The organism is Pseudomonas sp. H1h (assembly GCF_000633255.1).
GTDB lineage: Bacteria > Pseudomonadota > Gammaproteobacteria > Pseudomonadales > Pseudomonadaceae > Aquipseudomonas.
The window spans coordinates 85,603-100,524 of record NZ_AYMJ01000005.1 but is presented as its reverse complement, the minus strand read 5'-3'; the positions used below and the strand labels follow the sequence as shown (position 1 = coordinate 100,524).

Genomic DNA, 14,922 nt, shown 5'->3' with positions numbered 1-14,922 from the left:
GACGGCTAGCTGTCAGCGCTGTCAGTTTCGTCGGGTGTCGATATCCGTTGCTGCGTGGGTATAGCCTTCGCCTGCTCGCGATGGCAGCCTGTGAGCCGACCCTCTCCAACTGAATACGCCAAATCCAACTGTGGGAGCGAGCCTGCTCGCGAAGGCGGCCTGCCAGACGACCCATCTCCAACTGAGTGCACCCAATCCAAACCCCGGCCAGCACTGCCTTGGCGATCCAGCAGATCGTCATGCGCGCCGAGCTGGCGGTGAACCGGGCGCTGGATCGGGCTGGCTCGCACACGTAATCCGTCCGAACACCGCGTCATCGTTCATCGCGAGCAGGCTCACTCCTACAGAGAAACGGATTCCACCTGTGGGAGGGAGCTGGCTCGGGATGGCGGCGTAACCGTCCCCAAAAAAAGGACCGATCATTCTTAGTTAGGGACTCATTTGCCGACTACGCTTCTCAAGATCCAGCCCCGTGCGCGGATAAACAGTGTGTAGCCCGGGTTTCGCTGGGCCTCACATCGGGAGTGTCTGGTCATGAAGCTGAAAATCGCAATGCCGTGTGTGCTTCTCCTGCTTCCACTCACTGCGTTCGCCGCGCCTGGCAGTCAATCCGGCGAGATCCGTTTCACCGGGCAAATCGTCGATTCCGGCTGTGCAGTTGAGCGAGCCGGGGCATTGTCTTCCACTGAATCGCGTCGGGTTGAAATCAAGCCCGGTGTGAACGTCGATGTAGACACGTATCACAATGCTTGCAGCCATCAGGCGCTGCCGGTTTCCATGTCGTATGAACCGTTGAAGACCTCAACCGACAAAGGCATCGTCACCATCACCTACCTGTAAACCGTTCGGCGTGCGCTGCAAATCTTCAGGTGCCGAGGCCGGGCGCGCAGGTATACTGCGCGCCTTCGCGGCTCACTGTTCGGGCCCGACTTTTTGCTTTGCGGAGCTTCTATGACTTCCCCGATCCAACCGCCGGTTGACGACGCCGTGAGCGATGTCCCGGCCGAGCTTGCCGACGCCAGCGAAACCAAACCCGAGATCCCGGCTTTCAAGTTCCCGTTCAAACCGGGTGAGCTGGCGGCTGCCAAGGGTTCCAACCAGCCGTGGTACAAGAACGGCGCCAAGAACGGCCACACCAAAACCCCGGGCATGGCGCCACCGGGGACCCGTCGTTCGATGGGCAAGCGCTGAGTCAAATCCCGCCTTTGGCCATCGACTGCGATTTTCGGTCGCAGTGATGGCTAAGTGCTCAGATCCTGAGCCAGATCAATAGTTAACCAATTGGTGCGCTTAGAGTCAGCAGCCCTGCCGACTCTTCCAATAAAACGAGCGCGCTTTCCATGAAGATCAATCTCCCGGTAACCGGCCGTAACGTCGATGTGGCGCTGGACGCGAACATTCTTTCGACCACCGATCTGACCAGCGCGATCACCTACGCCAACGACGATTTCATCAGGATCAGCGGTTACAGCCGTGAGGAATTGCTCGGCACGCCACACAACCTGTTGCGTCACCCGGACATGCCGGCGCAGGCGTTTGCGCACATGTGGCAGACGCTCAAGCGCGGGCGCTCGTGGATGGGGCTGGTGAAGAATCGCTGCAAGAACGGCGATCACTACTGGGTCAGCGCTTATGTCACGCCGGTCACGCAAAATGGCGTGGCGGTGGAGTATCAGTCGGTGCGTACCCGGCCTGACACGCGGCAAGTGGCGGCGGCGGAGCGGGCGTATGCGCAGTTGCGCGGTGAATTGAAGGGGCGGCGGCCACTGCCGCGTCTCGGTTTGCGCGGCAGGATCACGGCGTTGGCCAGTGCGTTGCTGGGGCTGGTGTTGGGGATCGAGGCCTGGTTGCGTCCGGAGTCTGTGTGGATCGATGCGCTGGCGTTTGTCGCCGGTAGCAGTCTCTGCGCGTTGGGCGTGCGCTGGATCCTGCGGCCACTGGAGCGTCTGACCGAGCGGGCGCGCCAGATCGCGGACAATCCGTTGAGCCAGAACATCTACACCGGGCGTGGCGATGAAATTGGCCAGATCGAGTTCGCCCTGCAGATGCTCGAAGCTCAGGTCGGCGCGGTGGTCGGACGTATTGGTGATGCGTCGCAACAGTTGGCCGGGCACGCGGCGCAATTGGTTGATCACCTGCAAAGCAGCCACAGCAGCTCCTTGGCCCAGCAGGCCGAAACCGATCAGGTGGCGGCGGCGATTCATCAGATGGCCGCCAGTGTGGCGCAGGTCGCCAGCCATGCGCAGCAGGCCTCGGTGGCGGCTGACATGGCCGGGACGGAAACCCGTGAGGGACATTTGCTGGTCGGTGAAAGCCGCAGCGCGGTACTGCGCCTGGCCGAAGAATTGGCGCGAGCGACCGAAGTGATCCATCAGCTCGAAGGCCACAGCACTGAGATTTCCGGGGTGCTGGAGGTGATCCGCAGCATCGCCGAACAGACCAATCTACTGGCGCTCAATGCCGCGATCGAAGCGGCGCGGGCCGGAGATGCCGGGCGCGGGTTTGCGGTGGTGGCCGATGAGGTGCGTGGGTTGGCGCAACGCACGCAACAGTCGACCAACGAGATTCAACGGATGATCAGCACCTTGCAGAACGGCGCGCGGGACGCGGTGCTGGTGATGCAACAGAGCAGCGAGCATGTGGATAACAGTGTCGAACAGGCGCAACGCGCGGCGCGGGCGCTGGACGGGATCAGCGAGCGGGTCGAGCAGATCACCGAGATGAGCCTGCAGATTGCCGCCGCCGTGGAGCAGCAGAGCGCGGTGAGCGAAGACATCAACCGTAATATCGTCAGCATCCGCACGGCGTCCGAATTGACGGTGGATGAGGGACGGCAGAGCCAGCGCAATTCTGAGGATGTGGCGGGGCTGGCGGGGGATTTGAGGTTGCTGGCGCGGGAATTCTGGGGGCAGCGGCAGGTTCGGGATTGAGGTTGCCTGGGCCGGCCTGTTCGCGAGCAGGCTCGCTCCCACAGGTCTGTCGGTTGCTCACTTATTCTGTGTACAACTCAGATCCTTGTGGGAGGGGGCTTGCTCCCGAAGGGGCCATTGCGGCCACTCCAAATTCCGGATCAAGCCGCGCGCAGAGAAATAAACGCATACGTCTGCGCCGGCTCCGTCACCACCTGCGCCCCGGCCGCCACCAACTGCCCGGCGACATCATCACCGGACAAATGAAACAGCCATTCGCTGCACGCTTCACTCAGCGGTTGCGCAGAAACCTGATCGATCACCGCCGCAAACGCGCTCATGTTCGGCAAGTACGCGGTAAACCCATCGCCCTTGAGCGCCGTGGTGCGAATACCCAGCGCGGCGCAGATCGCATCCTTGGTGCGGATGTCATCCCGATCGGCCTGGCGTGAACGCTGGATCAGTTCCAGCAGTTCCTGATCGACCAACTCGCCACCGACAATCAGCAATGACCCCTGTTGCCACGACTCCGGTGGGCAATCCTTGGCGGCCGGGTTGAGCGGGATGTGCGGGTTGATCTCTGCCGGGTAAATCCTGCACACCAGCGGCCGGCGTTCGTAGATGCGGCACCGGTTGTCTTCGTCAAGATTCCGGCAGCGACCGACGTTGTAGGCAGCGAAAGTAATGGCCACGTGAACATCTGTCGAGCCGCTGCGCACCACCACCGAACGTCGTTCGGCGTGTTCACGCTGCTGCGCCGGCAAACCCAGGCCGTTGCCGAGAAAAGCCTCCACCAGCACGATCACCTGCCCGCCATCCGCTGCCCACATGCGGGCTTCGGCGAGGGTCAGAGGCACATGGTGGTCGGTGCAGCATTTGCCGCAACCGACGCAGGAAAACGTCGTATTCATCGAACGATCAATCTTCAATCAAGGTGTGAAACGGCGACGTAAAGCCGCCATGCAGGACCGGATCGAAGCAAGTTATGCGCCATTCACTGCGCCTTGGCGCTTGGGCGGATCGAGTCCCATTCGGTGACGAACGCGGTTTTCGACTTTTTGTTGTACAGGCACAGCTCGGTGCCTTGCTGGCCTTTCATGTGTTTTTGCGGGTATTGGCCTTGCAGCAATACGGCGGTGTAGCCAACGCGGTCATCGAATTGCGCGGGTGTGCCGACGGGTTTGGCGTCTTTGAGGCCGCTGGCCTTGGTGCAACTGGCGAGCACGGTTTTGTCGTAGGCGGCCCAGGCGTCGGGGCTGGAGGCGTGAGCCTGGCAGGCGAGGGCGGTGAGGCAGAGCAGGCTTAGGGTGAGGGCTTTCATGGCGGGGCATCCTTGGGGTTTGGCCAAGGTTGGAGTATGCCTGATGGTTGGAAGTTGCCTGAGCCGGCCTCTTCGCGAGCAAGCCCGCTCCCACAATTTGGAATGCGTTTCCTCTGTGGGAGCGGGCTTGCTCGCGAAGGCGGTAGATCAGATGGGCACCATTTCCCGGCGAACCACATACATCCCGGCACTTTCATACAAACGCTGCGCCCGCAGGTTGTCCTCCAGCACCTTCAGATCGACAAAGCCTTCACGGCGTTGCTGAAACACCTTGAACGCATTGAGCAGCAACGCCCGCCCCAGGCCGCGACCCTGCATGCGCGGATGCACGACCAGATTCTTGATGTACGAACTGGTCCAGCACTGCGCCACGCCGACCACGCCTTCGGCATCGCGGGCGATAAAGCACAGTTCGGGATCGTATTCGGGGTCGCTTTCAAACCGTTGTTGCCACTCGTCCAGTGCGGGCACGCGACCGCCGCCTTCGCGGTAGCCGAGTTGCATCAGTAGATGCACGGCCGACGCCAGTTGCGGGCGGTAGGTGCTCAGTTCAACACCATCCGGCCAATGAGTCGGCGGCACGTCTTGGCGCAGGTCGCGCCGCATCAGGAAACAGTACTTGTTGGTCAAGACTCAGTGACCGTTGGCCGCGACGTGTTTGGCCGCTTCGATCAGGCGCTGGGTCAGCTCTGGCGAAGAGAACTTGGTCAGCACCGCATTGGCGCCAGCCAGGCGGGCTTTTTCGCTGTTCATCGCACTGTCGAGCGAGGTGTGCAGCAACACGTAGAGGTGAGCGAAGTCCGGGGTCTCGCGCAGGGTGCGGGTGAAGGCGTAGCCGTCCATCTCGGACATTTCGATGTCGGAGACGATCAGGTTGATCTGCTGCGCGGTGCCTTGCAGATCGAGCAGGCAATCGATGGCTTCCTTGGCACTGCGCGCGGTGTGGCACTGCAAGCCGAGATTGCGCAGGGTGTGCACCGATTGCTGCAACGCCACCTGGCTGTCGTCGACCACCAGAATCCGCGCATTGCCCAGTACTTCGGCGTCTTCCATGCTCAGATCGGTCGGAGCCATTTCGATCTGCGCCGGGGCGATGCTGTGGATGACTTTCTCGATGTCGAGCACTTGCACCAGCGTGCCGTCAACCGAGGTCACGCCGGTGATGTAGGCGCGTGAACCGCCGGAGCCGAACGGCGGTGGTTTGATGTCGGTGGTCAGGCAATGGACGATTTTGCTCACGGCCTGCACGTGCAGACCCTGCTTCGAACGGCTGACGTCGGTGACGATCAGGCAGCCGCCGTTCGGGTCTTCCAGCGGCCGTTCGCCGATGGCGCGACTGAGGTCGATCACCGACAGCGACGCGCCGCGCAGGGTGGCGATGCCTTTGACGTGCGGGTGCGACTCCGGCAGCTTGGTCAGCGGCGGGCAGGGGATGATTTCACTGACTTTCAGCAGGTTGATCGCCATCAGCTTGCCGCTGCGCAAGGTAAACAGCAGAAGCGAAAGTGAATCTGCGCGGGCTTTGGTGGAAGACATATAAACCTTCTGTGGAAAAAGGTGATGGGCGAGGATGCAAATCGCCAGAAACTATTGATGCCGGGTTATCGGCGTCAAAAGGTTGGGCTTTAGGTCCGTTGTCGGGTGGCGTCAGATCCAAAGCCCCTCATCGGAGCGCCGCCCGCCCAGCCCTCTCCTTCCGGGAGAGGGTGCTTTTAGCTTTTTATGCCCAGCCGTTTCGCCATCCGCCCAAGATTCGCCCGATCCAGCCCCAACTCCCGCGCCGCACTTGCCCAGTTATCCTGATGACGCGCCAGGGCTGCACTGATCAACTGCCGCTGATATTGCTCGGTCGCACTGCGCAGGTCGCCGATCGGCAACGGCGCGGTATTCAAGTCAGTGAAAGTTGCGGGCGAGTTATCCACAACCTCGCGCGGTAAATCCAGATCTGCCGCATTCAGGCTGAGAATCTTCGGCCGCACCTTGCAGTTGCCCAGCGCCTTCAGTGCGCTGCGGCCAATCAGGTGCTCCAATTCACGCACGTTGCCCGGCCAAGTGTAGGCGAGCAGCGCCTCCTGGGCGTCGCTGCTCAGGCGCAGGCTGTTGAGGCCCATGCGTGAGCGGTTCTGTTCCAGAAAGAAGCCGCTGAGCAGCAACACGTCGCGCCCGCGATCGCGCAGCGCCGGTACTCGCAGCGGGTACACGCTCAAACGGTGATAGAAGTCGGCGCGGTAGCGGCCGCTGCGCACTTCTTCGGCCAGATCGCGGTTGGTCGCGGCGATCAGACGAACGTCGACCTGATGCTCCTTGTCCGAACCGAGCCGTTGCAACTGGCCACTTTGCAGCACCCGCAGCAACTTGGCTTGCACAGTCAGCGACAGTTCGCCGACTTCATCGAGAAACAGCGTGCCGCCATTGGCCAGTTCGAACTTGCCGCGCCGGTCGCTGGTGGCGCCGGTAAAGGCGCCGCGCACATGGCCGAACAGTTCGCTCTCGACCAAGGTGTCGGGCAGCGCGGCGCAGTTGAGGCTGATGATCGGTTTGTCGGCGCGCGGGGAGGCCGCGTGGATCGCCTGCGCCACCAGCTCCTTGCCGACTCCGGTTTCGCCGGTGATCAGCACGGTCAGGTCGCTGCCGCCGACCAGATTGATTTCTTCGACCAGCCGTTTGTGCGCCTTGCTCTGGCCGATCATTTCGCGTTGCTGCTGGCCGCTGGCCTGACGGTAGACCTCGGCGCGCTGATGCTCGTCCTCGGCGCGCAATGCCAGGCGTTCGATGCGCTCGGCAGCGTTGACCGTGGCCGAGGCGAGGCTGGCGAATGCTTGCAGGGCATCAAGCTCGATCGGCTCGAAACGCTCCGGGTCGAGGGCGTCAAGGGTGATCAGGCCCCAGAGTTTTTCATCGACGAACAGCGGGCAACCGAGGCAGTCGTGCACTTCAAGATGATCGCCCTGGCCGTCAACCAATCCATCGTAAGGGTCAGGCAAGTCACTGTCGGCAGCGAACCGGGTCGGCCCGGCGCCCTCCAGCAGGATCTCGAATCTTGGGTGTTCGCTGACCTTGAAGCGCCGGCCGAGGGTGTCGGTGCTCAAGCCGTCCACCGCCAGCGGCACCAGCCATTCACCGTCCAGACGCAGCAACGCGGCGGCGTCGCACGGCAGCAGGGCGCGCATGGCGTCGAGCAGGCGGCGGTAGCGTTCGCCTTCGGGCAGTTCGCGGGACAGGTCGGCGACCAGCGGCAGTAGAGCGGTCAGCAGGGATTTGGCGGTCATGGTTTTGTAGTCAAAGAGACAAGATGTAGTCGAGATGACTATAAGGCTGCTTGCGTCATTATGACTACATTAATTTCATATCATTGATTTATAAGGATAAATTACTTGGCACGAAAACTGATAAGTCTAAGGCAACTTTTCAAAGAAGCTCAGGAGTCAACCTTATGCTTAGCGTCCAGGATCGTGCCATCGTCAAATCCACCGTTCCCCTGCTGGAAAGCGGCGGTGAAGCGCTGATCACTCACTTCTACCGCATGATGCTCTCTGAATACCCTGAAGTTCGCCCGCTGTTCAATCAGGCGCACCAGGCCAGTGGCGACCAGCCGCGCGCCCTGGCCAATGGCGTGTTGATGTACGCCCGGCACATTGATCAGCTCGACCAGTTGGGCGATCTGGTGGCGAAGATCATCAACAAGCACGTGGCCCTGCAGATCCTGCCGGAGCATTACCCGATTGTCGGTTCGTGCCTGCTGCGTGCCATCTCCGAAGTGCTCGGCGACGAGATCGCCACACCGCAAGTGATGAGCGCGTGGGGCGCCGCTTACGGGCAACTGGCCGATATCCTGATCGGCGCTGAAACTGCGATCTATGACCAGAAAGAGCAGGCGGTCGGCGGCTGGCGCGGGGCGCGGGAGTTCATCGTTGCGGCCAAGGTCGAAGAGAGCGCCGAGATCATCTCGTTCTACTTCGAGCCGGCGGATAAAGGTCCGATCCTGGCCGCAGAGCCGGGTCAGTACATCGGCATGAAACTGGTCCTCGACGGCGAAGAAGTCCGTCGCAACTACTCGCTGTCGGCGTTGGCCAATAACGGTCAGTACCGCATCAGCGTTAAACGCGAACCGGGTGGTCGTGCGTCCAACCACTTGCATGATCAACTGCATGTCGGGGCGAGCATTCTGCTGTTCCCGCCATCGGGCGAGTTCACCCTGACCGCCAGCGACAAACCGCTGGTGCTGATCAGCGGTGGTGTTGGCATCACCCCGACCCTGGCGATGCTCGAAGCGGCACTGGAAACCGAGCGCCCGGTGCACTTTATCCACTGCGCGCGTAACGGCAGCGTGCATGCGTTCCGCGACTGGATCGATGGCTTGGCCGAGCGTCATCCGCAACTCAAGCGCTTCTATTGCTACGCCGAAGACGACGGCGTAAGCCCGGCGGCGGACAAGGTCGGGATGTTGAGTCAGGAGTTGCTCGGCGAGTGGTTGCCGGCGCAGCGTGATGTCGACGCTTACTTCTTAGGGCCGAAGGGCTTCATGGGCGCGATCAAGCGCCATTTGAAAGCACTGGGCGTGCCGGAGAAACAGAGTCGTTATGAGTTCTTTGGGCCGGCTTCTGCCCTGGAATAATCCAGCACCGAGTTGCCTTCATTCGCGAGCAGGCTCGCTCCCACATTGGATTGGCGTCGAACGCAGATCCTGTGGGAGCGAGCCTGCTCGCGAAGGCCGTTATACGGTGCTGATTCTTAAATTCTGTTTAAAGGTTAATCGTTTCTTAACCGGTTTATCGTTTATTCCCCGATGCTGATGATAGGCGCTCGTTTGTTCAACTGATCAGGATCGCCCCATGTCGCACATCATCTTCTCTTCTCGTTTGAGCCTGGTAACGCTGGGTCTGTCGGCTGCGTTGCTGGCCAGTCCTGTTGCCTTCGCCGAATCAGCCTTGATCACACCGCAGAGCCTGATCGTCGATCAAAGCCTGCCCAAGGTACAACGTGAAGCCATGGAACTGGCGGCGCGGCGTTATGGCAGTTTCTGGAACAGTGGAGAAGAGGCCTTGGCCACGGCAGCCTTGTCGCCGCAGTTTGTCGACAAGACACCGCCCGAAGGTCGGGTGCAGGGGCCGACCGGGCCGTTGCTGGCGTCGAAGTTCTTTCGCACGGCGGTGCCGGACCTGAGTTGCGAGATCGAGCAAATGATCGTCGCCGGTGATCGCGTGGTGGTGCATCTGCACTTTCGCGGGCACTTCAGCGGTACGTTCAAGGCTCTCAAAGGGCAGGGCCAGCGTGTAGACTTCCGGGCAACCGATATTTATCAGATCGACAACGGTCGCATCGCGGCCAATTGGCATATCGAAGACAACATCAGCCTGATGGCGCAACTGCAAGCGCAGCCGCCGGCCAGCTGAACCATGGACATACAAGGGAAACGCGATGAGCGAGGAAACGATTCGACTGGGACGTGAGCGGCGCTTTCTGGTGCTGCTGGGCATCATCTGCCTGGCGTTGATTGGTGGCGCGCTGTACATGCAGATCGTGCTGGGCGAGGCGCCATGCCCGCTGTGCATCCTGCAGCGTTATGCATTGCTGCTGATCGCGCTGTTCGCCTTTATTGGCGCGGCCATGCGCACTCGACGCAGCATCACGGTGTTCGAAGTGCTGGTGGTGATCTGTGCGATCGCCGGCGCCGGTGTCGCCGGGCATCATGTGTACACCCAGTTCTATCCGGCGGTGAGCTGCGGCATCGATGTGTTGCAGCCAATTGTCGACGACCTGCCGCTGGCGAAGATTTTCCCGCTGGGCTTCCAGGTCGACGGTTTCTGCTCGACGCCGTACCCGCCGATTCTCGGTCTGTCGCTGGCGCAGTGGGCACTGGTGGCCTTCGTGCTGGTGGTGATCCTGGTGCCGCTATTGACCTCGCGTAACCGAAAAGCACTGCGCTGAATCAACTCTTCGGCTGATTGGCCGATACAGAAAACGCCCCGATTTGCGGATCAGCCGATCGGGGCGTTTTGCATTTCAGAGTGTGTGTGAAATCACCGTGACGAACGGCAACGGAGAGTGCGACAGGTGTGCGACATGTTGTCACACGCGCCCTGTCGCAGGGCATTTCGCCGACACGGATCGCTGCGTTGTTACAAAAAAGGATTGGTCTGTTTCGGCATTTTTCTGGTTTTGCACGCGTGTGCCAGATCAGGCAGTTTTAACAAGCTCTGGCAGATGGCCAGAGGCCTTGGAATATCGGGGTTTGCGCCGATTCGGCGCTGGGAAAAATCGCTCAGAGCTGTCTGAACTGAGGTGGATAGACCTACATTTTTTGGTGTTTTTGTTGAGAATTGATTTCGATAACATGCGGAACTTTTGCAAAAACGGTGATGGATTGTTGCTCTGGGCGATAAAAATTATTTCGGGATAAGACATGGTGTATAGGGCGCTACCTATCTACAATCGCCCGCACTGAATTCCCGGCACTGTTCAGCCTTTATTAAGGAGGCGAGCAGGAAGTCGGGTGTCGAGTGAGTCGAAAGGCTCTCAAGACACCCAGGTGTCGGTGCCTTCCAACTTTCCGCACCAAATGGAATTGGTCTGTAACAAGGCCTTTGACCACGAATTCGAATAAGAACTGACCGCTGTCCCAGGTTTTGTCGAGCGTCTGACGCGCGACGGGCGGCCCTTATTCAATCCAAAGAAAATGCCAACCCTTGGCAGGGTGAAGTGTTGGCGATCAAAACCCAACTGCATTGCGCAAGCTGCTTTAGAGGTCGTGAGATGAGTAAAAACAGGTACCCCAGATTACTAGGCCTAGTGCCGCTGCTCGGCACGTTGTTGCTGGGAGGCTGCAACATGACCCTGCTCAATCCAACGGGCCAGGTCGGCCTGGAACAGCGCAACCTGATCATCACCGCCACGCTGCTGATGCTGTTGGTCGTTGTGCCGGTTATCGTCATGACCTTCCTGTTCGCCTGGAAGTACCGCGCGTCCAACAAGGATGCCGTCTACACCCCGAAATGGTCGCATTCGACCAAAATCGAAGTGGCAGTCTGGACCATCCCGGTTCTGATCATCATTGCCCTGGGTTACATCACCTACATTTCGACCCACAAGCTGGACCCGTATCGTCCGATCGAGTCTGACGTCAAGCCGGTGACCATCGAAGTGGTCGCGCTGGACTGGAAGTGGCTGTTCATCTACCCGGAACAAGGCATTGCCACGGTCAACAAGATCGTGTTCCCGGCGCACACGCCAATCAACTTCAAGATCACCTCCGACGCCGTGATGAACTCGTTCTTCATCCCGGGCCTGGGCGGCCAGATCTACGCGATGGCGGGCATGCAGACCAAACTGCACCTGATCGCTGACCGCAACGCTGAAATGGACGGTATCTCCGCCAACTACAGCGGTGCCGGTTTCACCGGTATGAAATTCAAAGCGATCGCAACTTCCCAGGAAGATTTCGACGCCTGGGTAAGTGAAGTCAAGAAGTCACCTAAACAGCTTGATCAAGCTGAATACGCAGCCCTTGCCAAGCCGAGCCAGAACAACCCAGTCGAGCTCTACTCCTCGGTCACGCCGAACCAGTTCCAGATCATCGTCGACAAGTACGAAGGTATGAAGCCGGGCAAGCCGCTGAAGCACGAGAAGAAAGAGAAAGAAGTGGCGGCCACGGAAGTGGACTCGAGTTCGCATTCAGCTGCCGGTGCAGAGGAGTAAACGATGTTTGGTAAATTAAGTTGGGAAGCGATCCCGTTCCACGAACCGATTGTGATGATTACCATCTCCATGATCGCGCTCGGTGGTCTGGCGTTGTTCGCTGCAATCACCTACTTCAAGAAGTGGACCTATTTGTGGACCGAGTGGCTGACGTCGGTCGACCACAAGAAAATCGGCGTGATGTACATCATCGTCGCCATGGTCATGCTGCTGCGCGGTTTTGCCGACGCCATCATGATGCGTACCCAGTTGGCCATGGCCACCGAAGGTTCGCCTGGCTACCTGCCACCTGAACACTATGACCAGATCTTCACCGCTCACGGTGTGATCATGATCATCTTCATGGCGATGCCATTCTTCACCGGCCTGATGAACCTTGCAGTGCCGCTGCAGATCGGCGCGCGTGACGTTGCGTTCCCGTTCCTGAACTCCCTGAGCTTCTGGCTGCTGGTATCCGGCGTTGTGCTGATCAACCTGTCCCTGGGCGTCGGCGAATTCGCCAAGACCGGTTGGGTTGCCTATCCGCCGCTGTCGGGTCTGCAATACAGTCCTGGCGTGGGTATGGACTACTACATCTGGGCGCTACAGCTATCCGGGTTAGGTACGACGCTGACGGGGGTTAACTTCCTCGCGACCGTGCTGAAAATGCGTACCCCTGGCATGAAACTGATGGACATGCCGATCTTCACCTGGACCTGCACCTGGGCAAACGTTCTGATCGTGGCTTCGTTCCCGATCCTGACCGCTACCCTGGCACTGCTGACCCTTGACCGTTACATGGATTTCCACATTTTCACCAATGAACTTGGTGGCAATCCAATGATGTACGTCAACCTGTTCTGGGCGTGGGGCCACCCTGAGGTTTACATCCTGATCCTGCCGGCATTCGGCATCTTCTCGGAAGTGATCTCGGCGTTCACCGGCAAGAAACTGTTCGGCCATCACTCGATGATCTACGCCTCGGGCGCGATCTCGGTACTGGGCTTCATGGTTTGGCTGCACCACTTCTTCACCATGGGTTCGGGTGCCAGCGTCAACGCCTTCTTCGGTCTGGCGACGATGCTGATTTCCATCCCGACGGGTGTGAAGCTATTCAACTGGCTGTTCACCATCTACCAGGGCCGTCTGCGCTTCACCAGCCAGGTTCTGTGGACCCTGGGCTTCATGGTGACCTTCGCCATCGGCGGCATGACCGGCGTACTGCTGGCCATCCCGGGTGCTGACTTCGTTCTGCACAACAGCCTGTTCGTGATCGCGCACTTCCACAACGTGATCATCGGCGGCGCAGTATTCGGCTACATCGCAGGTTTCGGCTTCTACTTCCCGAAAGCGTTCGGCTTCAAGCTGCACGAAGGCTGGGGTAAAGCAGCGTTCTGGTTCTGGATCTCGGGCTTCTTCGTTGCGTTCATGCCGCTCTATGCACTGGGCTTCATGGGCATGACCCGTCGTCTGAACGCCACCACCAACCCTGAGTGGGTACCGTACCTGTACGTTGCCATGTTCGGTGCGGTGATGATCGCTGCCGGTATCGCCTGCCAACTGATCCAGCTGTACGTCAGTGTGCGCGACCGCAAGAAGCCAGAAAACGTTTGCGATCACGGTGACCCGTGGAATGCGCACACTCTGGAATGGTCGACCTCGTCGCCACCTCCATTCTACAACTTCGCTGTGCTGCCTAAGGCTGACTGCATCGACCCGTTCACCGAAGCCAAGGAAAACGGTACTGCGTACCAGACTCCGGCCAAGTACGAGCCGATCCACATGCCGAACAACACCGCTACCGGTGTGGTCATGGGCGCACTGCTGACCGTCTTCGGTTTCGCGATGATCTGGCACATCTGGTGGTTGGCGATCGCCAGCCTGGCCGGCACTGTCATCTACTTCGTGATCCACGCCGCACGTGACGACCAGGGCTATATGGTTCCGGTTGAAACGATCGAGCGCATCGAAGCCGAGCAGCACAAGCGTCTGGTCGCGGCAGGGAAAATCCCGGCTGATGCCACCCGTGTAACCTCGTTGGAACAGGCTTAAACCATGTCGAACTTAGTGACCAATGTTGGACACGCCCATGGTGACCATGGGCACGATGACCATCACCACGACTCGGGCGAGATGACCGTATACGGTTTCTGGCTCTACCTGATGACCGACTGCATTCTGTTTGCGTCGATCTTCGCGGTGTACGCAGTACTGGTAAACAACGTTGCCGGTGGCCCGTCGGGCCACGACATCTTCGAACTGCCATACGTGCTGGGCGAAACCGCTCTGCTGTTGTTCAGCTCGATCACCTACGGCTTCGCCATGCTGGCGTTGTACAAAGGTAAAAAGCAGCAGGTCCTGGGCTGGTTGTTCATGACCTTCCTGCTCGGCGCAGGCTTCATCGCCATGGAGATCAACGAGTTCCACCTGCTGATCTCCGAGGGCTTCGGTCCTAGCCGTTCGGGCTTCCTGTCGGCGTTCTTCACCCTGGTCGGTACCCACGGTCTGCACGTGTCCGCAGGTCTGATCTGGATGGGCATCATGATGTACCAGGTCAACAAGCACGGCCTGACGGCGACCAACAAGACCCGTCTGAGCTGCCTGAGCCTGTTCTGGCACTTCCTGGACGTGGTGTGGATCTGCGTATTCACCGTTGTTTACCTGATGGGGACTCTGTAATGGCTAATGCACACTCCCATGACAGCCATGATGCTGGCCACGGCAGCGTAAAGTCGTACGCCATTGGCTTCATCCTGTCGGTGATCCTGACCGTCATCCCGTTCGGCCTGGTGATGTTCCCGACCTTGCCGAAGTCGACCACGCTGGCAATCGTCCTGCTGTTCGCGGTAATCCAGGTGATCGTTCACCTGTACTACTTCCTGCACCTGGACCGCTCCGTGGCGCAGCGTAACAACGTGATCGCGTTTGTCTTTACGGCCATCGTGATCCTGCTGCTGGTTGGCCTGTCGCTGTGGATCATGTTCAGCATCCACACGTACATGATGGCGAAGTGAGGTA

15 protein-coding genes and 1 pseudogene are annotated in these 14,922 nt (G+C 59.6%); 11 read left to right on the top strand and 5 right to left on the bottom strand.

Translation table 11 applies throughout. The annotated features are described in order from the left end of the window. Positions 1-534 precede the first annotated feature (534 nt). The 4 genes and pseudogenes from U862_RS0104370 (at position 535) to U862_RS0104360 (ending at position 2,930) form a co-directional block, all read left to right on the top strand. Complete coding sequence (locus tag U862_RS0104370; protein WP_025109274.1) at positions 535-840, top strand: type 1 fimbrial protein; 306 nt, start codon at positions 535-537, stop codon at positions 838-840. 111 nt (positions 841-951) lie between these two features. Next, the gene (locus U862_RS0104365) at positions 952-1,191 is read left to right on the top strand and encodes a hypothetical protein (RefSeq protein WP_025109273.1); all 240 of its coding nucleotides are present in this window, start codon (positions 952-954) and stop codon (positions 1,189-1,191) included. A 149-nt stretch (positions 1,192-1,340) separates the two neighbouring features. Beyond that, positions 1,341-1,622, top strand: a pseudogene (locus U862_RS31370) (PAS domain-containing protein); the annotation flags it as partial. 204 nt (positions 1,623-1,826) lie between these two features. Further along, positions 1,827-2,930 carry a methyl-accepting chemotaxis protein gene (locus tag U862_RS0104360; protein WP_371262556.1) on the top strand — a complete coding sequence of 368 codons (1,104 nt, stop codon included), beginning with the start codon at positions 1,827-1,829 and terminating at the stop codon, positions 2,928-2,930. A 140-nt stretch (positions 2,931-3,070) separates the two neighbouring features. Here U862_RS0104360 and U862_RS0104355 read toward each other — a convergent pair whose 3' ends face one another. The 5 genes from U862_RS0104355 to norR all read right to left on the bottom strand — a co-directional run bounded on the left by U862_RS0104355 (position 3,071) and on the right by norR (position 7,499). Then, positions 3,071-3,820 carry a YkgJ family cysteine cluster protein gene (locus tag U862_RS0104355; RefSeq protein WP_025109271.1) on the bottom strand — a complete coding sequence of 250 codons (750 nt, stop codon included), beginning with the start codon at positions 3,818-3,820 and terminating at the stop codon, positions 3,071-3,073. A gap of 83 nt (positions 3,821-3,903) precedes the next feature. Then, positions 3,904-4,230, bottom strand: coding sequence for a hypothetical protein (locus U862_RS0104350; protein ID WP_025109270.1), 327 nt, complete (start codon positions 4,228-4,230; stop codon positions 3,904-3,906). 147 nt (positions 4,231-4,377) lie between these two features. Next, positions 4,378-4,836, bottom strand: a complete 459-nt coding sequence (locus tag U862_RS0104345) for a GNAT family N-acetyltransferase (protein ID WP_025109269.1) — start codon at positions 4,834-4,836, stop codon at positions 4,378-4,380. A 27-nt stretch (positions 4,837-4,863) separates the two neighbouring features. Then, entirely contained in the window at positions 4,864-5,766 is a 903-nt protein-coding gene (locus tag U862_RS0104340; protein WP_025109268.1) for a chemotaxis protein CheV, read from the bottom strand. 176 nt (positions 5,767-5,942) lie between these two features. Continuing rightward, the gene (gene norR, locus U862_RS0104335) at positions 5,943-7,499 is read right to left on the bottom strand and encodes a nitric oxide reductase transcriptional regulator NorR (protein ID WP_025109267.1); all 1,557 of its coding nucleotides are present in this window, start codon (positions 7,497-7,499) and stop codon (positions 5,943-5,945) included. A 164-nt stretch (positions 7,500-7,663) separates the two neighbouring features. Between norR and hmpA the strand changes: the two genes are divergently transcribed. The 7 genes from hmpA to cyoD all read left to right on the top strand — a co-directional run bounded on the left by hmpA (position 7,664) and on the right by cyoD (position 14,918). Beyond that, positions 7,664-8,845, top strand: coding sequence for an NO-inducible flavohemoprotein (gene hmpA / locus U862_RS0104330; protein ID WP_025109266.1), 1,182 nt, complete (start codon positions 7,664-7,666; stop codon positions 8,843-8,845). 217 nt (positions 8,846-9,062) lie between these two features. After that, the gene (locus U862_RS0104325) at positions 9,063-9,623 is read left to right on the top strand and encodes an ester cyclase (protein ID WP_025109265.1); all 561 of its coding nucleotides are present in this window, start codon (positions 9,063-9,065) and stop codon (positions 9,621-9,623) included. 25 nt (positions 9,624-9,648) lie between these two features. Beyond that, complete coding sequence (locus U862_RS0104320; RefSeq protein ID WP_025109264.1) at positions 9,649-10,158, top strand: disulfide bond formation protein B; 510 nt, start codon at positions 9,649-9,651, stop codon at positions 10,156-10,158. Between the two features lie 825 nt (positions 10,159-10,983). Then, a complete protein-coding gene (gene cyoA / locus U862_RS0104310) occupies positions 10,984-11,925 on the top strand; it encodes a ubiquinol oxidase subunit II (RefSeq protein ID WP_025109263.1) in 942 nt (313 codons plus the stop codon). 3 nt (positions 11,926-11,928) lie between these two features. Next, positions 11,929-13,956 (top strand): cytochrome o ubiquinol oxidase subunit I, encoded by a 2,028-nt coding sequence (cyoB, locus tag U862_RS0104305; RefSeq protein ID WP_025109262.1) that lies wholly within the window; start codon positions 11,929-11,931, stop codon positions 13,954-13,956. A 3-nt stretch (positions 13,957-13,959) separates the two neighbouring features. After that, the gene (cyoC, locus tag U862_RS0104300) at positions 13,960-14,583 is read left to right on the top strand and encodes a cytochrome o ubiquinol oxidase subunit III (RefSeq protein WP_003227982.1); all 624 of its coding nucleotides are present in this window, start codon (positions 13,960-13,962) and stop codon (positions 14,581-14,583) included. Further along, positions 14,583-14,918 carry a cytochrome o ubiquinol oxidase subunit IV gene (cyoD, locus tag U862_RS0104295; protein ID WP_025109261.1) on the top strand — a complete coding sequence of 112 codons (336 nt, stop codon included), beginning with the start codon at positions 14,583-14,585 and terminating at the stop codon, positions 14,916-14,918. Before cyoC ends, cyoD begins: the two co-directional genes overlap by 1 nt. The last annotated feature ends 4 nt before the right edge of the window (positions 14,919-14,922 follow it).